The sequence below is a fragment of the Enterobacter sp. MGH120 genome (genome assembly GCF_001037725.1).
GTDB classification, from domain to species: Bacteria; Pseudomonadota; Gammaproteobacteria; order Enterobacterales; family Enterobacteriaceae; genus Enterobacter; species Enterobacter hormaechei_C.
Genome location: NZ_KQ089940.1, coordinates 4,075,307 through 4,097,006, shown reverse-complemented (window position 1 = coordinate 4,097,006; position 21,700 = coordinate 4,075,307). Strand labels below are relative to the sequence as shown.

The 21,700-nt window shown below is 55.3% G+C and carries 19 protein-coding genes, 2 tRNA genes and 1 rRNA gene; 16 read left to right on the top strand and 6 right to left on the bottom strand.

The features are described 5' to 3' along the window. Positions 1-280 precede the first annotated feature (280 nt). The 3 genes from rrf to dkgB all read left to right on the top strand — a co-directional run bounded on the left by rrf (position 281) and on the right by dkgB (position 1,492). A 5S ribosomal RNA gene (rrf, locus tag SK54_RS19155) occupies positions 281-396 on the top strand. A gap of 55 nt (positions 397-451) precedes the next feature. Then, a tRNA-Asp gene (locus tag SK54_RS19150) sits at positions 452-528 on the top strand. A gap of 160 nt (positions 529-688) precedes the next feature. Beyond that, positions 689-1,492 carry a 2,5-didehydrogluconate reductase DkgB gene (gene dkgB, locus SK54_RS19145; RefSeq protein ID WP_017694474.1) on the top strand — a complete coding sequence of 268 codons (804 nt, stop codon included), beginning with the start codon at positions 689-691 and terminating at the stop codon, positions 1,490-1,492. Positions 1,493-1,522: 30 nt separating this feature from the next. Here dkgB and yafC read toward each other — a convergent pair whose 3' ends face one another. Then, the gene (yafC, locus tag SK54_RS19140) at positions 1,523-2,428 is read right to left on the bottom strand and encodes a DNA-binding transcriptional regulator YafC (RefSeq protein WP_015571393.1); all 906 of its coding nucleotides are present in this window, start codon (positions 2,426-2,428) and stop codon (positions 1,523-1,525) included. 103 nt (positions 2,429-2,531) lie between these two features. On the opposite strand from yafC, the gene SK54_RS19135 reads away from it, so the two are divergent. The 3 genes from SK54_RS19135 to SK54_RS19125 all read left to right on the top strand — a co-directional run bounded on the left by SK54_RS19135 (position 2,532) and on the right by SK54_RS19125 (position 5,496). Further along, entirely contained in the window at positions 2,532-3,707 is a 1,176-nt protein-coding gene (locus SK54_RS19135; RefSeq protein WP_017383719.1) for an MFS transporter, read from the top strand. Positions 3,708-3,844: 137 nt separating this feature from the next. After that, a complete protein-coding gene (locus SK54_RS19130) occupies positions 3,845-4,645 on the top strand; it encodes an endonuclease/exonuclease/phosphatase family protein (RefSeq protein ID WP_026080641.1) in 801 nt (266 codons plus the stop codon). A 77-nt stretch (positions 4,646-4,722) separates the two neighbouring features. Next, on the top strand, positions 4,723-5,496 hold the full coding sequence (locus SK54_RS19125; protein ID WP_015571390.1) for a class I SAM-dependent methyltransferase: 774 nt from the start codon (positions 4,723-4,725) through the stop codon (positions 5,494-5,496). A 52-nt stretch (positions 5,497-5,548) separates the two neighbouring features. On the opposite strand, the gene mltD is transcribed toward SK54_RS19125, so the two are convergent. Next, complete coding sequence (gene mltD, locus SK54_RS19120) at positions 5,549-6,913, bottom strand: murein transglycosylase D (protein ID WP_048247791.1); 1,365 nt, start codon at positions 6,911-6,913, stop codon at positions 5,549-5,551. 68 nt (positions 6,914-6,981) lie between these two features. After that, complete coding sequence (gloB, locus tag SK54_RS19115; protein WP_048247789.1) at positions 6,982-7,740, bottom strand: hydroxyacylglutathione hydrolase; 759 nt, start codon at positions 7,738-7,740, stop codon at positions 6,982-6,984. A gap of 32 nt (positions 7,741-7,772) precedes the next feature. On the opposite strand from gloB, the gene SK54_RS19110 reads away from it, so the two are divergent. Continuing rightward, a complete protein-coding gene (locus SK54_RS19110) occupies positions 7,773-8,489 on the top strand; it encodes a class I SAM-dependent methyltransferase (RefSeq protein ID WP_048247787.1) in 717 nt (238 codons plus the stop codon). Here the strand turns inward: SK54_RS19110 and rnhA are convergent, their stop codons facing one another. Further along, a complete protein-coding gene (gene rnhA, locus SK54_RS19105; RefSeq protein WP_160840538.1) occupies positions 8,490-9,068 on the bottom strand; it encodes a ribonuclease HI in 579 nt (192 codons plus the stop codon). Between rnhA and dnaQ the strand changes: the two genes are divergently transcribed. From dnaQ to SK54_RS19060, 9 genes are all read left to right on the top strand, one after another. Continuing rightward, positions 9,022-9,753: a DNA polymerase III subunit epsilon gene (gene dnaQ / locus SK54_RS19100; RefSeq protein ID WP_003863237.1), complete on the top strand. Its 732-nt coding sequence runs from the start codon at positions 9,022-9,024 to the stop codon at positions 9,751-9,753. The two genes, rnhA and dnaQ, sit on opposite strands and share 47 nt — an antisense overlap. 132 nt (positions 9,754-9,885) lie before the next feature. Beyond that, positions 9,886-9,962: transfer RNA gene (locus SK54_RS19095), tRNA-Asp, on the top strand. A 387-nt stretch (positions 9,963-10,349) separates the two neighbouring features. Continuing rightward, entirely contained in the window at positions 10,350-11,069 is a 720-nt protein-coding gene (locus SK54_RS19090; RefSeq protein ID WP_015571386.1) for a FadR/GntR family transcriptional regulator, read from the top strand. After that, the gene (locus SK54_RS19085; RefSeq protein WP_048247784.1) at positions 11,066-12,079 is read left to right on the top strand and encodes an ABC transporter ATP-binding protein; all 1,014 of its coding nucleotides are present in this window, start codon (positions 11,066-11,068) and stop codon (positions 12,077-12,079) included. The genes SK54_RS19090 and SK54_RS19085 overlap by 4 nt, the downstream gene beginning before the upstream one ends. Continuing rightward, a complete protein-coding gene (locus SK54_RS19080; RefSeq protein ID WP_032652644.1) occupies positions 12,076-13,158 on the top strand; it encodes an ABC transporter ATP-binding protein in 1,083 nt (360 codons plus the stop codon). The genes SK54_RS19085 and SK54_RS19080 overlap by 4 nt, the downstream gene beginning before the upstream one ends. 2 nt (positions 13,159-13,160) lie before the next feature. After that, on the top strand, positions 13,161-14,675 hold the full coding sequence (locus SK54_RS19075) for an ABC transporter substrate-binding protein (RefSeq protein WP_075550065.1): 1,515 nt from the start codon (positions 13,161-13,163) through the stop codon (positions 14,673-14,675). Between the two features lie 18 nt (positions 14,676-14,693). After that, positions 14,694-15,635, top strand: coding sequence for an ABC transporter permease (locus SK54_RS19070; RefSeq protein ID WP_015571382.1), 942 nt, complete (start codon positions 14,694-14,696; stop codon positions 15,633-15,635). 2 nt (positions 15,636-15,637) lie between these two features. Beyond that, entirely contained in the window at positions 15,638-16,513 is an 876-nt protein-coding gene (locus SK54_RS19065; RefSeq protein WP_048247780.1) for an ABC transporter permease, read from the top strand. Positions 16,514-16,522: 9 nt separating this feature from the next. Beyond that, complete coding sequence (locus SK54_RS19060; protein WP_048247779.1) at positions 16,523-18,124, top strand: gamma-glutamyltransferase family protein; 1,602 nt, start codon at positions 16,523-16,525, stop codon at positions 18,122-18,124. 85 nt (positions 18,125-18,209) lie between these two features. Here SK54_RS19060 and SK54_RS19055 read toward each other — a convergent pair whose 3' ends face one another. Continuing rightward, a complete protein-coding gene (locus SK54_RS19055; protein WP_032652649.1) occupies positions 18,210-18,980 on the bottom strand; it encodes an amidohydrolase in 771 nt (256 codons plus the stop codon). 107 nt (positions 18,981-19,087) lie between these two features. Further along, positions 19,088-21,532 carry an acyl-CoA dehydrogenase FadE gene (gene fadE / locus SK54_RS19050; RefSeq protein ID WP_048247777.1) on the bottom strand — a complete coding sequence of 815 codons (2,445 nt, stop codon included), beginning with the start codon at positions 21,530-21,532 and terminating at the stop codon, positions 19,088-19,090. Positions 21,533-21,700: the final 168 nt, after the last annotated feature.

The window sequence follows — 21,700 nt, the reverse complement described above, 5'->3', positions numbered from 1 at the left end:
GTTGTCATGCCAATGGCACTGCCCGGTAGCTAAATGCGGAAGAGATAAGTGCTGAAAGCATCTAAGCACGAAACTTGCCCCGAGATGAGTTCTCCCTGAGACTTTAAGTCTCCTGAAGGAACGTTGAAGACGACGACGTTGATAGGTCGGGTGTGTAAGCGCAGCGATGCGTTGAGCTAACCGATACTAATGAACCGTGAGGCTTAACCTTACAACGCCGAAGCTGTTTTGGCGAAGAGACAGACACGATTTTCAGCCTGATACAGATTAACAGAATTTGCCTGGCGGCTTTAGCGCGGTGGTCCCACCTGACCCCATGCCGAACTCAGAAGTGAAACGCCGTAGCGCCGATGGTAGTGTGGGGTCTCCCCATGTGAGAGTAGGGAACTGCCAGGCATCAAATTAAGTAGTAAGCCGGTGCATTAATCCGGTGGTTACAGAAGTATTCGGTGGAGCGGTAGTTCAGTCGGTTAGAATACCTGCCTGTCACGCAGGGGGTCGCGGGTTCGAGTCCCGTCCGTTCCGCCACTTATTAAAAGCCCTGAGCTAACGCTCAGGGCTTTTTTCTTATCTGTCGTTTGATTGTTGCGAAATTAACAAAAATCCTCTGCGTTTCACGATCTTTTTCGTCATAACAACTACAGCGATAATTCTCCTCAGTTTATGAACATAACGATTGAGGAATCATATGACTATCCCTGCACTGGGTCTGGGCACTTTCCGCCTGAAAGACGATGTTGTTATTGCATCTGTTAAAACCGCACTCGAGTTGGGCTATCGTGCTATTGATACGGCGCAGATTTATGATAACGAAGCTGCCGTAGGCCAGGCCATCGAAGAGAGTGGCGTACCGCGCGACGAACTTTTCATCACCACTAAAATCTGGATTGAGAATCTCGGCCAAGACAAGCTGATCCCAAGCCTGAAGGAAAGTCTGAAAAAGCTGCGTACTGACTATGTTGATCTTACGCTGATCCACTGGCCATCACCTGACGATGCCGTCTCTGTGGAGGAGTTCATGCAGGTGCTGCTGGAAGCGAAAGAGCAGGGCTTAACGCGTGAAATTGGCATCTCTAACTTCACCATCCCGTTGATGGAAAGGGCGATTGCCGCAGTGGGTAAAGAGAATATTGCCACCAACCAGGTTGAACTCTCTCCTTACCTGCAAAACCGCAAAGTCGTGGACTGGGCGAAACAGCATGGTATTCACATCACCTCGTACATGACGCTGGCATATGGTAAGGCGCTGAAAGATGAAGTGATTGCACGCATCGCTGAAAAACACAATGCGACAGCCGCACAGGTGATCCTGGCATGGGCGATGGGTGAGGGCTATGCCGTGATCCCGTCTTCAACCAAACGTGAAAACCTGGCAAGTAACCTGTTAGCGCGGGATCTCCAGCTTGATGATGAAGATAAAAACGCGATCGCTGCACTGGAATGCAACGATCGTCTGGTCAGCCCGGAAGGGTTAGCACCAGACTGGGATTAATAAAAGCCCTTCCTCTGTACCCTTAAACCCTCACACAGCTCCTCCGGGAGCTGTTTTTATATGTTCGCTAAGGAAGTCGATAAAAGCGCGTATGCGCGTACTTACCGCTCTGTCACTGTAATACACTGCGCTAAAAGGCATCTCTACAGGTAAGCGTTTGTCAGCCATCAGTTCTACAAGCTGACCCGCAGCTATTTCCTTATCGATCATATAGTCTGATAAACAGGCGATCCCATTTCCTTCAAGACAAAGCTGTTTCAGCGTTTCTCCGCTATTAGACGAAAGTCCGCAAGTGATCTCATGAAGTTGTCCGTCATGACAGGCCACGGGCCAGGTGTTCAGCGAGACAGGTTCCGTAAAGCCCAGGCACAGGTGCTGCTTCAGCTCCTCAACAGTCTCCGGTTTGCCATGCTCTGCAATATATTGCGGTGACGCGATAATTTTGCGGTAGCTGGTGAACAGAGGGCGAGCGCGTAAACTTGAATCCGTCAGGGTTCCCGCGCGGATCGCCACATCAACTTTACGCTCAATCAGGTTAATAAACGTCTCTGAAGAGACCAGGGACAGAGTCATCTCCGGATAACGTTCCCGGAATGGCTTGATTAACGGCATCAGAAAATGAAGCACGACCGGCGTCGCCGCATCAATGCGTAGCAATCCACGCGGAGTGCTACGCGACTCCATTATTTCCGTCTCAGCTGCCGCCATCTCCTGCAAAACGGATTGTACGCGGCGAAAATAACGTTCACCTTCTTCCGTCAGGCTGAGCTGCCGCGTTGTTCTGTTGAGCAGACTTACCCCGAGCTTCATCTCCAGCTTTTTCACCGAGCGGCTGATGGCGGAGTTCGCCTGCCCGAGCTGTTCGGCCGCACGGCTGAAGCTGCCGCTTTCAACAACGGCAACAAAGATAGTCAGTTCTTCCGATGTGGCTTTCATTATTGCATCATCCGCAAAATTCTATTGAGATTCTAACCATTTTTGTTATTTAAACACTGGCGCATACTGCCTGTCATCTTAATCCTGAAGAGACGGAGTATTTATGCCACTGGCGCTTCTTGCCCTGACGATCAGTGCCTTCGCAATTGGCACGACCGAATTTGTTATTGTAGGACTTGTTCCCACTATTGCTGAACAACTCGCCATTTCGCTGCCTTCTGCCGGGCTGCTGGTATCTATTTACGCGTTAGGCGTCGCTGTTGGGGCGCCTGTGCTGACCGCACTGACTGGACGCTTTCCACGTAAACAACTGTTAGTTGCCCTGATGGTGCTCTTCACCGCCGGCAATATTCTGGCGTGGCAGGCTCCGGACTACACCACTCTGGTCATTGCCCGTTTGCTGACTGGCCTCGCACACGGTGTCTTCTTCTCCATCGGCTCCACGATTGCAACCAGCCTGGTGCCAAAAGAGAAAGCGGCGTCAGCCATTGCGATTATGTTTGGCGGCTTAACCGTCGCGCTGGTCACCGGCGTGCCGTTAGGAACGTTTATTGGGCAACATTTTGGCTGGCGAGAAACCTTCCTCGCGGTATCGCTGTTGGGCGTAATTGCTCTGGTAGCCAGCCTGCTACTGGTGCCCTCCAGTATTCCGGGGCGCGCGAGCGCCAGCCTGAGCGATCAGGTTAAGGTTCTGACACACCCGCGCCTGCTGCTGATCTATGCCGTTACGGCTCTGGGTTATGGAGGTGTGTTCACTGCGTTCACTTTCCTTGCACCGATGATGCAGGAGCTGGCTGGTTTTTCTCCGGGCGCAGTGAGCTGGATTTTACTGGGCTACGGTATCTCCGTCGCAATCGGCAATATCTGGGGCGGCAAGCTTGCAGATAAGCATGGTGCGGTACCGGCGCTAAAATTTATCTTCGCCGCGCTGGTTGTCCTGCTGATGATTTTCCAGTTCACCGCGTCGATACAATACGCAGCGCTGGTAACTGTGTTGGTTATGGGAATATTCGCGTTTGGTAACGTACCGGGATTGCAGGTCTATGTTGTACAGAAAGCCGAACGCTATACGCCCAATGCGGTGGATGTCGCATCCGGCCTGAATATCGCCGCATTCAATATCGGTATCGCACTCGGATCGGTTATCGGCGGGCAGACGGTTGAACACGTTGGATTAACCCAAACGCCATGGATTGGTGCGGTAATTGTGCTTGTCGCTTTCCTGCTTATTGGTCTGAGTGGACGGCTTGATAAACCCGCTCGTATCGCGCTTGGATAAGTATCAGTAAGTGCTTGCTTACAAAACTGGAAAGCGGTTTCTCAGTAATTGCGTTGAAAGTGTGACCTAAAATCCCTATAACATTAGAACCAGTCCGTTTTCCGGGCTGGTTCATGTTACAGAGGTCGTTTCCAAAAGTGCGAAAAAATACCTATGCCATGCGTTATGTTGCCGGAATGCCCGCGGAGAGGATCTTGCCTCCGGGGTCGTTTGCGAGCCTGGGTCAGGCATTACCAGCGGGCACGCCATTAAGCAGTGACGAAAAAATTCGCGTACTGGTGTGGAACATCTTTAAACAACAGCGTGCGGAGTGGTTATCCGTACTTAAAAATTTTGGTAAAGATGCGCATCTGGTTCTGTTACAGGAGGCGCAAACCACGCCTGAGCTGGTCAGGTTTGCAACGACAAACTATCTTGCAGCCGATCAGGTGCCTGCCTTTGTTCTGCCACAGCATCCTTCTGGGGTGATGACCCTTTCAGCCGCACATCCGGTCTATTGCTGCCCGCTGCGTGAACGTGAGCCAATCCTGCGTCTGGCAAAATCGGCGCTGGTCACGGTCTATCCGTTGCCCGACACCCGTCTGCTGATGGTGGTAAACATTCATGCGGTGAACTTCAGCCTGGGTGTTGATGTGTACAGTAAGCAGTTACTACCCATTGGCGATCAGATTGCTCATCACAGTGGGCCGATCATTATGGCCGGGGACTTCAATGCCTGGAGCCGTCCACGTATGAACGCGTTGTACCGCTTCGCGCGTGAAATGTCGCTGCGTGAAGTTCGTTTTAACGATGACCAGCGCAAGAAAGCGTTTGGTCGTCCTCTCGATTTTGTCTTCTATCGGGGTTTAAGCGTGCACGACGCCTCCGTTCTGGTGACGCGCGCCTCCGATCATAATCCTCTACTAGTTGAATTCAGTCCCGGCAAACCTGATAAATAATGGTGCGTCAGGTCTGCCGTGGGGCAGGCCTGTGCGGGTGCTGCCCTTTATTTTTTAACCCATAAAAGGACAGCAACATGACAACAACACACTCCCATCATGACAACGTCGAAAAACAGTTTGGTTCTCAGGCAAGTGCCTACCTGAGCAGCGCCGTGCACGCCTCTGGCCGCGACCTGGTGCGTCTCGGCGAGCGGCTCGCCGCGTTTCCTGACGCGCATGTGCTGGACTTAGGCTGCGGGGCGGGGCACGCCAGTTTTACCGCCGCACAGCAGGTTGCTCAGGTGACGGCATATGACTTATCGAGCCAGATGCTGGATGTGGTTGCTGAAGCGGCGAAAGCGAAAGGGCTGAATAACGTCACGACGCGTCAGGGCTACGCTGAATCTTTACCCTTTGAGGATGCGTCGTTTGAGGTTGTGATTAGCCGTTACTCTGCACACCACTGGCATGATGTGGGGCAGGCATTACGGGAAGTGAAACGCGTGCTCAAACCGGGCGGAATCTTCATCATCATGGACGTGATGTCTCCCGGACATCCAGTACGAAATATCTGGCTCCAGACGGTTGAAGCGCTGCGTGATACCTCGCACGTGCAAAACTACTCCAGTGGAGAGTGGCTTACGTTTATCACCGAAGCCGGCTTGATTTCACGCTCATTGATAACCGACCGTTTGCCGCTGGAGTTCACATCATGGATTGCACGGATGCGCACACCCGAGGCATTGACTCAGGCGATCCGATTGTATCAGGAGAGCGCCTCTGCTGACGTGAAGGCGTACTTTGAACTGCATGACGATGGTTCGTTTACCAGCGACACCATTATGGCTGAAGCGCAAAAAGCGGGATAAATAAAAAAGGCACCGAGGGGAATCGGTGCCTTTTTAACAAGCGATCGTACTATCAGGAATCTGGCGTAGCGCTGTTTTTCACAAACAACGTCAGCTGGTCGCCAGGTTGCAGGTTGTCAGTATCATTGTTCCAGCGCATCACATCTTTGATGTTTACGCCGTGACGCTTAGCAATACTGGACAGCGAGTCGCCTTTACGTACGCGATAGGTAATGCTATCGCTGTTTTTAGCGAGACGCTGTGCGCTGCTACCTGCACCTACGGTCAGCGTTTGACCCACTTTCAGACCAGTTCCGCGCAGATTATTCCACTGCTGGAGATCTTTCGCATTCACGCCAAGACGTGATGCAATACCTGAAAGCGTATCACCTGAACGCACCTTATAGCTGCGGCTGCTTACAGGCGACGTATCAGCGATCAGCGTGGACTGAACGGCTGCAATTTCACCCGAAGCTAAAGACTCTCGTAACTGTTCCGCATGTTTCTGCGGAACCATCACATAGCCAGGGCCACTAGCGCCCAGCGTGGAGCCTTTAACACCTGCATTAAAGGTTTTAAGCTTACTTACCGACATACCCGTCATATCTGCAACCTGTTGAATATCAACCGGGCTGCTGAGGCGGACACGCGCCAGTGCACGACTTTCGTCTGGTGTTGGCAGTTGTACACCGTAACGTTTGCTGTTCTTGAGAATATCGCCCAGTGCCAGCATTTTCGGTACGTAAATCTTTGTTTCCTGTGGCAGTGAGAGCGACCAGAAGTCTGTGGATTTTCCACGCGCTTTATTCGCTTTCATTGCCTTCAGTACACGACCTTCACCACTGTTATACGCCGCGACGGTCAATAACCAGTCGCCGTCAAACATCTTGTTCAGACGTTGCATCATGTCGAGAGCGGCTGTCGTTGAAGCGACAACATCACGACGCGCATCGTAGTTGCGGGTCTGCTTTAAACCATAATTTCGCCCTGTGCTCGGAATGATCTGCCAGATGCCTGCTGCATTGGCGCCAGACGTCGCGTGCGGGTCAAAAGCGCTCTCCACTATGGGTAGTAGTACCAGTTCCATAGGCATGTTACGTTTCTTAACTTGCCCGGCTATCCAGTACATATACGGCTCTGCCCGTAATGTTACATCGTGGAGATAGCTCTTATTTCTCAAATACTTCTGTTTCTGTTCGCGAATCCGGCTGTTTTCCGGAATTCCCATCTTTAGCTCGTCGCCAATAGAGGCCCACAAGTCTTGTTCCTGCGCGAAGGATGTCCCATCGTCCAACCATCGCGCCTGACTCGTAAACTTCCCTGCTTCCCCTTGACCAGCCGCAGAAAGGCTCTGTGCGTGCTGTTGTACGTTGCTGCCGTTTTGTGACTGGCAACCTACAAGCAGGACAGAGGCGAGTAATATCGCTTTTGCCTTCATGTGTGTGTCAATAGTTGCTTAAAAGACGAGCGATGATAACGGCGAAATTTTGAAAAGGCAACCCGCAATTATCTGAAGTTATCTTTCTTTGACCTTAACCATGCAAATCGCGCTTCAGGTTGTAACAAATTTGTTTCTTGATTAATTTTATTAATTAAATCAACATCATCAGTTCTTAAAAATAAATTTATTTGTCGCTCATTTTTCAGAATTACGGGGAGTGTTTTTTGGTTTTTTGCACGTAACTCCTTCACTTTCTGGTAATAATCCTGAATCGCCCGATCCTCAGGCAGCACGCTTGCAGCAAACTTCATATTCCCTAATGTATACTCATGTGCGCAACAAATTACGGTGTCGGCTGGCAGCGCATTAATTTTTTGTAAAGATTGATACATCTGTTCTGGCGTGCCTTCAAACAGCCTTCCACAGCCGCCAGAAAACAGCGTGTCGCCACAAAACAGATAAGGTTTGCTGTAGAAACAGAGATGACCGGAAGTGTGACCTGGCGTAGCAAATACGGAAAACTCCCACCCGAGGATGAAAATACTTTCGCCTTCTTCAACAACTTGCGTCGTACCCTTATCCTGTGTCTCTGCTGGTCCGTAGACGGGTAGATGGGGATAGCGTGCAAGGAGATCGGGAACACCGCCGACATGATCGTGATGGTGATGGGTAAGGAGGATCGCCTCCGGCTGCCAGCCGTTTTCTTTAATCGCGTGCAGGATCGGTGCGGATTCGCCTGGATCAACAATGATGCATCTGCGATCGTCGTCGACTAAAACCCAGATGTAATTGTCCTGAAAGGCGGAAATACTGATAAGATTCATGCATTACCTCTTATAGCGTGACGGGTGTTTTGATGAAACCGGCAAGGATACCTCAGACTGTCGCACCACCGGAACGTTGGGCAGAGTTGCCCTGGGGTGAATATTATCGCGAGGCCTTAGAACTTCAGCTTAAACCCTGGCTCGCGAAAATGTATGGTTTTCACCTGCTTAAGATTGGCAATCTGAGCGCAGAAATCAATACCGAAAGCTGCTCTATCTCGCATCAGGTTAGCGTATCGCTTAATGGCTCCCCGGTTCAGGTGAAAGCGGATCCGCTGCATTTGCCGTTTGCGGAAAAATCCATTGATGCCTGTCTGCTCGCCCACACGCTGCCCTGGTGCAGCAATCCCCATCGTCTGCTGCGGGAAGCCGACCGCGTTTTGATTGATGACGGCTGGCTGATCCTGAGCGGTTTTAATCCGCTGAGTCTGATGGGGCTACGTAAACTGACGCCCGTTCTGCGTCGCACGCCGCCTTATAACAGCAGGATGTTTACCATGATGCGCCAGCTGGACTGGCTTTCACTGTTAAATTTCGAAGTGCTAAGCTACGGGGGTTTTCAGGTCATCCCCTGGACGCGTAAAGGCGGGGTCTTATTAAGCACCCATTTACCCGCGCTGGGCTGCATGCAATTTATTGTCGCGCGTAAGAGGACGATCCCCCTTACGCTCAACCCGATGAAGCAAAGCAAATCCAAAACGCGGATCCGCCAGACCGTGGGGGCCACGCGGCAGTACAAAAAACCATGATCAGGATTCAGGTTGATAACCTGCATCCTCATGGGTTGGGTTGGATGCCGCCGCGCGAGCCAGCTCGTCACAGCGTTCGTTTTCAGGGTGACCGGCGTGCCCCTTTACCCACTCCCATTTGATTTCGTGCTGACCGAGGGCGGCATCAAGACGCTTCCAGAGATCGACATTCTTGACGGGTTTTTTCTCTGCCGTTTTCCAGCCGCGTTTTTTCCAGTTGTGGATCCATTGAGTAATACCCTGGCGGACATACTGGCTGTCGGTACTCAGCACCACGTCACAATGTTCTTTTAACGCTTCCAGCGCCACGATGGCCGCCATTAGCTCCATGCGGTTGTTGGTGGTCAGGAAATAGCCTTCACTAAATGTTTTTTCATGCTGGCGATAGCGCATAATGGCGCCATAGCCGCCGGGCCCTGGGTTACCGAGACAAGATCCATCGGTGAAAATTTCTACCTGTTTACGCATCTCTGGTAGACTTCCTGTATTTGAAACGTTCAGTAAAACGATAAGTCTGACATAAATGACCGCTATGAGCACTGCAATTACTCGCCAGATTGTTCTCGATACCGAAACCACCGGTATGAATCAGATTGGCGCCCACTACGAAGGGCACAAAATCATTGAGATTGGTGCCGTTGAAGTGGTGAACCGTCGCCTTACGGGCAACAACTTCCACGTTTACCTCAAACCCGATCGGCTGGTGGACCCGGAAGCGTTCGGCGTTCACGGAATTGCCGATGAGTTTTTGCTGGATAAGCCCACCTTTGCCGACGTCGCAGATGAATTTCTCGACTACATCAGAGGTGCGGAACTTGTCATTCATAACGCGTCGTTCGATATCGGCTTTATGGACTATGAGTTCAGCAAGCTCAACCGTGATATTCCGAAGACGAATACGTTCTGTAAAGTCACGGATAGCCTGGCGCTGGCAAGGAAGATGTTCCCCGGCAAGCGTAACAGCCTTGATGCCCTGTGCTCTCGCTATGAGATAGACAACACCAAGCGAACGCTGCACGGCGCGTTGCTCGATGCCCAGATCCTGGCCGATGTCTACCTGACCATGACCGGCGGGCAAACGTCGATGAAATTCAGTATGGAAAATGAATCCCAGCAGACGCGGGATGAAGGGGGAATTCAGCGTATTGTGCGTCAGGCGAATCGCCTGCGGGTTGTTTTAGCCAGTGATGAAGAACTGATGAACCATGAATCTCGTCTCGATTTAGTGCAGAAGAAGGGCGGAAGCTGTCTGTGGCGCACGTGAAAATGTGCTGAAACGTTTGTTAAATCACCGCTTGGGTGAATTTTGCAGCAAACGATTCAAAACCTGAGAAAAAGCGTTGACGAGTTCAGAGGCAAACCGTAATATTCGCCTCGTTCCCCAAACGGGAACAGTGGAGCGGTAGTTCAGTCGGTTAGAATACCTGCCTGTCACGCAGGGGGTCGCGGGTTCGAGTCCCGTCCGTTCCGCCACTATTCAGAAAGCCTGAGTCAGAAATGATTCAGGCTTTCGTCGTTTTATCGTCCCTCGAATATTGTTCATTCCTCTTTTTATTTTCATTAACAAAAAGTTAATAAATGCAGTGCATTTTATTAACAATTGCACGATTTTAGTGCGTTATTTGCACTGTTTTTGTGCATTTTTTGCCCGCTCTCACCTCCGTGTCCATCTTCTTATGTAATAATTATGTAAAATAATTGGTAAGAAATCATTCGGTTACCGATCATTTTTCAGAAAATTAACGAACCAATACGCTATTGGTTCGTTAATTGCTTAATCATTAGCACGTTAAGTTCTGCGTCATATCAATAACTTATTATTAATAAAAATAAAGCAATGATGAAAGCGAGCGAACCAATATGGAAAAGCCTTCACGGTTTTTAGCTAATTCCAGTACCGCGCTTGAGCAGCTGCGCGGGCTTATCAACCAGCACGAGTCAACACCAGGCATTCCGCTGCCCACTGAACGTGAGCTGTCGGACACTCTCGGCGTAGGCCGACGTGAAGTGCGTCGCGCGCTGGACGTGCTGGAAGAGGAAGGGCGTATCTGGCGCAAGCAGGGCAAGGGTACCTTTATTGGTCCATCTGCCCCGGTTGAGCCGTTGGCGCTTCAGGGATTGGTTCAGCAAACCAACCTGCTGGAAGTCATGGAAGCTCGACTACAGCTCGAACCCGGCTTAGCCCGACTTGCGGCACTGCGTGCCACCAGGGAAAACCTCGCGCTCATGCAGCGTATGCTGGAACGCATTAATAAGGTCAGCCCGGATGACCGCGATCTCAACGAACTGTGGGATAGCGCCTTCCACCGCGCCATTGCGGAGGCAGCAGGTAACCGCCTGATGCTTGGGCTTTTTGATGCGATAGATGCCGTCCGCCGGGAGCCTGGCTGGCAGCATTTACGCGAACTTGCCCGCACCCCTGAACGTGTCGATAGCTACAACGACCACCATCACAAAATCATGTCAGCGATTATTCATCGCCAGCCTAATGAAGCAGCTGCCGCCATGCGCGAACACCTGCTCAGCCTGCAAACCGCCCTGATTCAGGCTATCCACCTTGAGGACGATTCCACGCTATGACGACGATACCCTTTAAGGACTCCACGCCCGTACTGCGGCTGCAAAACCTCAACGTTAAATTCGCAGGCTCGCCGGTGAGCGTGCTCGAAGATATCTCGCTGACGGTCAGGGCGGGAGAAACGCTGGCGCTGGTAGGCGAGTCCGGCTGCGGTAAAAGCATCACTTCCCTGGCGCTGATGGGGTTATTACCTGCCAGCGCCCGGGTCGTCAGCGGGGAGATGAATTTCCGCCGCCAGGATCTGCGCAAGCTCTCGCCGCGGGAGTATGCCGATCTGCGCGGCAGCGAGCTGGCGATGATATTCCAGGAGCCCATGACCTCGCTCAACCCGGCCTTCACGCTTGGCGATCAGCTCAGTGAAGCGGTGATGCGCCATCAAACGATCTCCCGGGCTCAGGCGATGACGGTTGCGCTACAGATCCTGGAGAAGGTGCAGATCCCGGCCGCAGAGATGCGCCTTAAGGCTTACCCGCATCAGCTTTCCGGCGGTATGCGCCAGCGCGTGATGATTGCGATGGCGCTGATAAACCATCCCAAACTACTTATTGCTGACGAACCCACTACTGCTCTGGACGTGACCATTCAGGCGCAAATTCTCTCCCTGCTCAATACCTTAAAAGAAGAAACGGGCACGGCGGTGCTGATGATCACCCACGATTTAGGCGTGGTGGCCGAAGTCGCGCAGCAGGTGGCGGTGATGTATGCCGGACAGGTAGTGGAGCAGGGGAGTGTTGAAGCCCTGTTTGCCGATCCGCAGCACCCCTATACCATTGGCCTTATGGGTTCCCTTCCTTCTATGGGCGCGCGTAAAGGCCAGCTATCAACTATTCCCGGATCGGTCCCGCTGCCGGAATCCATGCCTCAAGGCTGCCGCTTTGCCACCCGATGTCCCTTCGCGCAGACGCGCTGTCATGCTGAAAAACCACCGCTCACTACGCTCGGTACGGGCCATCAGGTTGCCTGCTTCCGCGTGCCGCTCGAACACCACATTGCCCTGGGAGAGACCGCATGACCATGCCCATTCTTGAAGCCCGCGATCTGAGCAAGCTTTTCCCCGGCCCGAAAAAACTGTTTACGCCGGCTCGCTTTGTCACCGCTGTCGACCGAGTTTCGATGTCGGTGATGCCTGGCGAAACGCTGGCAATTGTCGGCGAGTCGGGGTCCGGGAAATCCACCCTTGGTCGTCTGCTGCTGCGCCTGCTGGGCGCCAGCGAAGGGCGGGTATTTTATCAGGGTGAGGAGATCACCCACGCCTCGGGCGCCCGTCTGAACCAGCTCCGGCGTGAGCTACAGATCATCTTTCAGGATCCCTTCGCCTCGCTGAACCCGCGCATGACGGTGGAGCAAATTGTCGGTGAGCCGCTGTGGCTGCACCAGAACATGAAAAAAACGGATCGCCAGTACCGCGTTTCCGAGCTACTCAGGACGGTCGGCTTGCCCGCGGCCTGGGCCGGGCGTTATCCACACGAATTTTCCGGCGGGCAGCGTCAGCGTATCGGCATTGCGCGCGCGCTGGCGTCAGGCCCAAAGCTGCTGCTGGGTGATGAGCCGGTTTCTGCGCTGGACGTTTCCGTTCAGGCACAGGTGGTTAATTTACTGGAAAGCCTGAAGCACCAGTTGGGGCTAACGATGGTGATCGTCGCCCACGGGCTGGCGGTTATCCGTCATATGAGCGACCGCGTGGCGGTAATGTATCTTGGGCAAATCGTCGAGCTGGCCACCGTCGACGACATCTTCGACGCACCGTTGCATCCTTATACCCAGGCGTTGATTGCCTCAGCGCCGCAAATGCAGCCAGGCGTAGCGCGGGATACGCCGCTGTTGCAGGGTGATTTACCGAACCCGGCTAACCCGCCGTCCGGCTGCCGTTTCCACACCCGTTGCCCCTACGTTACAGATGAATGCCGCCAGATCGAGCCGATTAATCAGGTGCTCGACGGCGGACGTCAGGTTGCCTGCCATCGCTGGCAGGAGATCAATCGCGATCGCAGCGTTATCCAGATCGCACCGCCATCCGCCGCTTTTCTGCGCCGCCGCGCGCTGTTTGAACACGCGGCCACTCACTCCTCCCTTCCTTCAAGGAACTCATGATAATGACAATGCGTAATTCTCTTTTGACCGTACTGGGAAGTGTTATGTTGCTTGGCGCGGCGCTGCCCGCCCATTCTGAAAGTGTGCTGCGAATCGGTCTGGGCGCTGACCCTGACATGCTCGACCCGCATCTGGCGCGCACCTACTATGGCCGTTTCGTGTTTGCCTCTCTCTGCGACAGGCTGGTGGACGTTGATGAGCATTTAAAGGTGGTGCCGGGGCTGGCAAAAGACTGGGCCTGGAGCGAAGACGGTAAAACCCTGACGCTCAACCTGCGTGAAGGCGTGACCTTCCACGACGGTGAAAAATTTGATGCGGCGGCGGCAAAGTACAACCTCGACCGCGCCCTGACCTTAAAAGGCTCCCTGCGTAAAAGTGAAATCTCGTCCGTAGAGTCCGTGGAAGTTACTGGCCCGATGCAGATCGCCCTGCACCTGAAGACCCCCGATGCCGCGTTGCTGATGCAGCTCACCGACCGCGCCGGGGCGATGATGGCTCCGGAAGCGGCGAAAAAGCCCGACTTTGCCGCCCATCCGGTCTGCTCTGGCCCCTATAAGTTCGACAGCCGCGTCTCGCAGGACCGCATCGTTCTGACCCGCTTCGACAACTACTGGAACAAAGACGCCTACCACTTCGACAAAATTATCTACCTGCCGATCCCGGATGCCTCCGTGCGCCTGGCGAACCTGCGCGCGGGCGATCTTGACCTGACCGAGGGCATTGCCGCCAGCGACGTCAAAACCGTCGAAGCCGACAGCAAGCTGGCGTTGGCGAAGGTCACCGGTCTGGGCTATCAGGGGATCACCTTCAATATTAACAACGGCAAGGTGCCGGCCAACGATCCGTTCAAAGATGCCCGCGTGCGCGAGGCGTTTTCTCAGGCAATCGATCGCGATGCGTTAAACCAGGTGGTCTTTGAAGGGCTCTACACCCCGGCAAATCAGGCGTTTTCACCGGTCAGCCCGTACCATGTTAACCTGCCGGTCCCGCCGCGCGACGTCGATAAAGCCAAAGCGCTGCTGAAAGCCGCCGGTGTAACCACGCCGCTGAGCGTCAATCTGCTGGTGCCGAACAACCCAACCTCGCAGCAGGTGGGACAGGTATTGCAGGCGATGGTGGCAGAGGCGGGCTTTAACCTGAACCTGCAAATGACCGAGTTCGCCACGCTGCTGGATCGCCAGCAGAGCGGTGACTACCAGTTGAGCTTCTCCGGCTGGTCGGGGCGCCCGGATCCGGATGGCAGCATTTACGGCTTTATCAACAGTAAAGGCACCCTGAACGACGGCCGATACAGCAACGCGCAAATCGATGAATGGCTGACTCAGGCGCGTCAGAGCACCGACCAGGCCGCACGCCAGCCGCTGTACGACAAGGTGGTGAAGCAGCTCCAGACCGACATGCCGATTGCCTACCTCTACTTCGAGCCGCGCATTTTTGGCCTGAACAAAAGCGTGCAGGGCTTTAAGCCGTACCCGGACGGCATCGTGCGTCTGGCCGGTTTGACGCTGGCAAAATAAACGTCCTGAGGAGAACCCATGCTGGAACTGATTTGCAAACGTCTGCTGCTGGCCGTCCCGACGCTATTGCTGGTGAGCATGATGGTGTTCGGGCTGCAAAAGCTGCTGCCCGGCGACCCGCTGATCGCCATGGCCGGGGAGGAGCGCGATCCGGCGGTCATTGCCCAACTGCGTGCTGAGCTTAATCTGGATGCGCCGATCCCCGTGCAGTATTTCCATTGGCTGACGCGCGCGCTGCAGGGCGATCTGGGCGTCTCCTTGCGCACGCATGAACCGGTTACGCAGCTGATTGCCAGCAAGCTGCCGGTCACGCTGGAGCTCTCTCTGCTGGCGATGATCATCGCGCTGGTGTTTGGCATCAGCATGGGGATCCTTGCGGCGGTGAATAAAAACAGCTGGGTCGATCACGGGGCGAACTTTGTGGCGATCTCGGGGATATCAATTCCGCACTTCTGGCTGGGGATCCTGCTGATTCTGGTCTTTTCGGTGAACTTGCAATGGTTACCTGCGTCCGGTTATGTGCCATTCAGTGAAGATCCGATCCAGAACCTGCGCACGCTGCTGCTGCCCGCGTCCGTGCTCGGAACCGGACTGGCGGCGACGCTGATGCGCCATACCCGTGCGTCGATGATTGCGGTACTGAAGGCGGATTACATCCGCACCGCGCGCGCTAAGGGGCTGCTGCCGAAAGCAGTGATCCTGAAGCACGCCTTTCGCAACGCGCTAGTGCCTGTAATCACCCTCACCACGCTGCTGTTCGGCGAGCTACTGGGCGGCGCGGTGCTGACCGAGCAGGTCTTCACCATTCCGGGCTTTGGCAAAATGATCGTCGACTCGGTGTTCAATCGTGACTATGCGGTGGTGCAGGGCGTGGTGCTGATCGTGGCGATCGGCTTCCTGATGCTCAATCTGCTGGCCGACGTGCTCTACGTCCTTATCAACCCGAAAATGCGAGGTTAACCATGGCGGAACTGACGACGCAAACCGTTGCCCCCACGCTGCCGCGCGCGCAGAACCGGGTGCTGAAGAAATTTCTCGGCAATAAAAGCGCGGTGATTGGCGCGCTTGTGGTGGGCTTTTTTGTCCTGGTGGCGCTGCTGGCGCCGTGGATCGCCCCCTTCGACCCGGTCAAAGCCAACTTCCTGGCGGTGCGCAAAGTGCCGTCGGCGATGTACTGGTTCGGCACCGACGAGCTGGGGCGTGACATCTTATCCCGCATTATTTGGGGGGCGCGCACCTCGCTGATGGCGGGCTGTATGTCGGTCATTATTGCCGTGGTCATCGGCGTGCCGCTGGGGCTGGTGGCGGGCTACTTCCAGAAGATGTGGGACGGCGTGATCTCGCGCTTTATTGAGGCCTTGCTGGCCTGTCCGTTCCTGATCATGGCGATCGCGCTGGGGGCATTTTTGGGCCCAAGCCTGACAAATGCGATGATCGCCATTGGTCTCTCGGCAATGCCGATTTTCGCCCGGCTGACGCGCGGCCAGGTGATCGCCATTCGCAACGAAGAGTATATCGACGGCGCGCGGGCGATTGGCCTGCCGGATAGCTGGATCATCATTAAATACGTCCTGCCAAACGTGATGTCGCCGATCCTCGTGCAGGCCACGCTGGCGATCGCCTCGGCGATTATCGCCGAAGCCAGCCTGTCGTTTTTGGGGCTGGGACAGCAGCCGCCAAATCCGTCCTGGGGCTCCATGCTCAACACCGCGAAAGGGTTTCTGGAGCAGGCTCCGTGGATGTCCGTTTTCCCCGGCGTGGCGATTTTCCTTGCCGTGCAGGGCTTTAATCTACTCGGCGACGGGCTGCGCGATGCGCTCGATCCGCGCCACGACTAAGGAGTCATGATGACCAAAGCGCTTGATTTTACGTCCGGTTACGATTCACGCCGTCCGCCGATGCTGGGCCATAACGCGGTTGCCACGTCGCAGCCGCTGGCGGCGCAGGCGGGGATGAAGATGCTGCAACTGGGCGGCAATGCCGTCGATGCAGCCATTGCCACCGCGATGGCGCTGACGGTGGTTGAGCCGACCGGCAACGGGATCGGCAGCGACGCCTTTGCCATCGTCTGGGACGGTGAAAAGCTTCACGGCCTCAACGCATCAGGCCGCTCGCCGGCCAGCTGGCATGCGGATCTGTTTGCCGGAAAAAGCGCAATGCCGGAAATTGGCTGGGACGCGGTGACCGTGCCGGGAGCGGTATCCGGCTGGGTCGCGCTGGCGGAGCGCTTCGGCACGCTGCCGCTGACCACGCTGGCGCAGCCTGCCATTGACTACGCGCGCAACGGCTTTCCCGTCTCGCCGCTGATTGGTCATCTCTGGCAGCGAGGCTATAGCAAGCTGAAAGATCAGCCGGGCTTCAGCGCCTGCTTCGCGCCGGAAGGCCGCGCCCCGCGCGTGGGGGAAATCTTCCGTAACCCGGCGCAGGCCAGCTCGCTGGAGCTGATTGCCAAAACTAACGGTGACGCATTTTACCGCGGCGAGCTGGCGCAGAAAATTGCCGCCTTTGCCAAAGAACACGGTGCGCATCTGACGGCAGAGGATCTGGCAAACCACCGCGTGGACTGGGTTGACCTGCTGTCGCGCGACTTCGCGGGCGGCTCGGTTCAGGAATTGCCGCCAAACGGTCAGGGGATCGCCACGCTGATCGCGCTGGGTATTCTTGAGCAGTGCGGCATTGAGAAGCATCACCCGGATTCCGTGCAGTCTCTTCATCTCTCCATCGAGGCGATGAAGCTGGCGCTGGCGGATCTCGACCGCTACGTTGCGGATGAAGAACATATGGCGTTCGCGGCAAAAGAGCTGCTGAGTGACCATTACCTGAAGTCGCGCGCCGCGCTTATCAACCACGATAGCGCCTCTGATTTTGTGTACGGATCGCCGACGCAGAGCGGGACGGTTTACGTCAGCACCGCGGATGCGAGTGGGATGATGGTCTCGTTTATTCAGTCCAACTATATGGGATTCGGTTCAGGGATCGTGGTGCCGGATACCGGGATCAGCCTGCAAAACCGGGGCTGCGGCTTTGTGCTGGATCCTGCGCACCCGAACGCGCTGGCGGGCAGCAAGCGCCCGTTCCACACCATCATTCCGGGATTTGCGATGGACGGCAACGGCAAGCCGCTGATGTCCTTCGGCGTGATGGGCGGCCCGATGCAGGCGCAGGGGCACATGCAGATGGCGCTGCGCATTATGCTGCACGGGCAAAACCCGCAGGCGGCAATCGATGCACCGCGCTGGCGCGTGGTGCAGGGCAGGGAGGTGATCGTCGAATCAACGTTCGATCGCAATACTATCGCGGCGCTGCGCGAGCGCGGGCATCAGATCGTGGTGGAAGATCCGCTTCAGGATTATAACTTCGGCGGTGCGCAGGTGATTTACCGTATGCCGGAAGGGCACTACGTGGCCGCGACGGAAAGCCGCAAAGACGGGCAGGCGCTGGTGAGTTAGTTAACGCCCGGTGGCGCTGCGCTTACCGTGCCTACGCTGTGCTTTTTGTAGGCCGGGTAAGGCGCAGCCGTCACCCGGCTTTTTTTCAACCAATGCTAAACGGATCTGCATCCTGCCAGGCCGGAAACTTCTCCCGATACTCCTTTAACGTCGTTAACGAGATCTCAGCGTCAATTCGTGTTGCCTGATGCGGCTCGGCGGTGGCAATAATCTCACCCTGCGGACTGATCACCCGGCTGTCACCGCGATAGTGATGCCCGTTGCCGTCCGTTCCCACGCGGTTACAGCCAACGACATAAGCCTGATTTTCAATCGCGCGCGCGGTCAGTAAAGCCTGCCAGTGCAGGGAGCGTGGGGCGGGCCAGTTGGCGACGTACAACGCCAGGTCATAATCGTTGCGGTTGCGCGACCACACCGGGAAGCGCAGGTCATAGCAGACCAGCGGCAGAATACGCCAGCCGCGCCATTCAAATACCACGCGTTCGCTTCCGGCTTCATAATGTTGATGTTCGTCCGCCATGCGGAACAGGTGGCGCTTATCGTAGAAATGGACTTTTCCTTCCGGCTCGACCAGCAGGAAGCGGTTGACCGGTCCGCGCCCGGTCTGGAGTGCGACGCTACCGGCAATCAGCGCATTTGTTTCCTGCGCCCTGGCGTGCATCCAGGCCACCACCTCGTCCTGCGGCATGGACTGTTTTGCTGCCTCCATCGCGAAACCTGTGGTAAACATCTCCGGCAGGACAATCACATCGCGTCCGGTAATCTCTTCCAGCTGGCGATCAAAATGGCGAAGGTTGGCGGGGCCGTCCATCCACACTAAAGGTTGCTGCAAAACAGAAATCTTTAAACCAGGCACGATACAGGCTCCTTAATAAACACTTTTTGACACTGTAGCACGTCATTACCAGAAAATGTGGCAATAAAAAACCCCGCGCAGGGCGGGGTTTGTGGGAGCAAAAGGCCTTATGCCGCTTCAGGTTTGCGGTGCTTCTCTGGCAGCTTTACCGGCTGTGTCGCCAGCTCTTCAGGTTCGAAATCATCCACATTAATACTGCGCAGACGGCTCTCTTCGGCTTTCACCAGAATCGCAGCTTCGCTGTTCTCGATGATGCCACCCGCCAGCGCCTGTTTTGCCAGCTCATCCAGTCGTGTAAACGGCAGGTTTTTGCCCAGCTGTTTGCAGATCTTCTGGTGAATCGGGTCGGCGGCCATCACGTCAAGCAGCGCCTCTTCCAGCAAACCTACCGGGTTATGCGGGGTAGGTGCCAGATATTGACCCCGACCAATACGAGAGCGGGTTGCGTTTGGTACCTGGAGGATTTTTGCCACTTTGTGATCCAGCTTGTCGGACGGCGCCAGGTGATGACGACCGGTCGGGAAGATCACCGCGCGCAGGGCACCCGCTACGAAGCGGTTCGGGAAGTTCGCCAGCAGATCGTCAATCGCCTGTTCGGCCTGATACATCGCATCCTGAACGCCCCAGTGCACCAGCGGCAGATCCGCTTCCTGACGGCCTTCATCGTCGTAGCGTTTCAGCACCGCAGAGGCCAGGAAGATCTGGCTCAGCACATCACCCAGACGGGCGGAGATGCGTTCGCGACGCTTCAGGCTACCGCCCAGGACGGCCATTGAGACGTCAGACAGCAGGGCCAGGTTGGCGCTCAGACGGTTCAGATGCTGGTAGTAACGTTTGGTCGCATCGCCGGTTGGCGTCGCGCTGGTCAGCCCGCGCGTCAGGCCCAGCCAGAAGCTGCGCACCTTGTTGCTGCCGACGTGACCGATATGTTTGAACAGCAGCTTGTCGAAGGCATCCACATCATTATTCTGCGCGGCAGCCATCTCTTCCAGCACGTACGGATGGCAACGAATCGCACCCTGGCCGAAGATCATCATGCTGCGGGTCAGGATGTTTGCCCCTTCCACGGTGATGGCAATCGGCGCACCCTGATAGCCGCGCGCCAGGAAGTTGCCTTCGCCGAGCATGATACCTTTACCGCCTGCGATATCCATTGCATCAATAATTGACTGCTGTGCGCGGTGGGTACAGTGATACTTCACAATCGCTGACAGCACGGCGGGTTTTTCACCCAGCATAATGCCGTAGGTAATCAGCGAGGCTGCGGCGTCCATCACATAGGCATTGCCCGCAATACGCGCCAGCGGCTCTTCGATACCTTCCATCTTGCCGATGGAGATTTTGAACTGACGGCGGATATGCGCGTAAGCCCCAATCCCCATCGCCACCGATTTCAGACCGCCTGTTGAGTTCGACGGCAGGGTAATGCCGCGGCCCACAGACAGACATTCCACCAGCATACGCCAGCCCTGCCCGGCCATTTTCGGGCCACCGATGATGTAGTCAATCGGGACAAAGATATCCTGACCGCGGGTAGGACCGTTCTGGAACGGCACGTTCAGCGGGAAGTGACGGCGACCAATTTCAACGCCCGGAGTCGAGGTTGGGATCAGCGCACAGGTAATACCCAGCTCTTCTTCACCGCCCAGCAGTTTTTCCGGGTCAGAGAGTTTGAACGCCAGGCCCAGCACCGTGGCGATAGGTGCGAGGGTGATATAACGTTTGTTCCAGGTCAGGCGCATACCCAGCACCTGCTGGCCCTGCCATTCGCCCATGCAAACCACGCCGGTATCAGGAATTGCGCCGGCATCGGAGCCTGCCTCCGGGCTGGTCAGCGCGAAGCACGGAATTTCCTGACCACGCGCCAGACGCGGCAGGTAGTGATCTTTCTGCTCTTCTGTACCGTAATGCTGTAACAGCTCGCCCGGGCCTAAGGAGTTTGGCACGCCAACGGTGATCGCCAGGATCCCGGAGACACCCGCCAGTTTTTGCAGCACCCGAGCCTGAGCGTAAGCGGAGAATTCCAGACCGCCGTACTCTTTCTTAATGATCATCGCGAAGAAGCGATGCTCTTTCAGGTATGCCCACAGCTCAGGCGGCAGGTCGGCCATTTCGTGAGTGATGGCAAAGTCGTTTGCCATGCGGCACGCTTCTTCTACCGGACCATCAATAAAGGCTTGTTCTTCGGCGGTCAGACGCGGCTGCGGATAGTTGTGAAGCTTTTTCCAGTCGGGGTTGCCCTGGAACAGATCGCCTTCCCACCAGGTTGTACCGGCGTCAATCGCTTCTTTCTCTGTACGCGACATCGGCGGCATCACTTTACGGAATCCCCTGAACACCGGCGCAGAGATCATCGACTTACGCATCGGCGTCAGGTTGAACGGCAGCAAAATGATGGCCAGGGGAACAAGGACCCAGATATTCCACAGACCAGCGACGCCAAGTGCAGCCGTCCAGGCCAGAAGAATCAGGCTACTCAGGAATAAACTGACACGGTGATAGAACAACACACCGAGCAGCACAACGGTTGCGAAAATGCTCAAAATCATCATAAAGAAAAGCTCCCTTGCTTGTAGGAGGTCTGACCACTTGTGATGATATGGTTGTAGTTGATGTCATTTCCTTTAGCAATGTGTTTACAAAATAATTACAACCTGGTTCACATTGTTCGCGTTTTAGCCGGCACAAAAAATCAAAACGCCGGACGATTCGCATGGCTT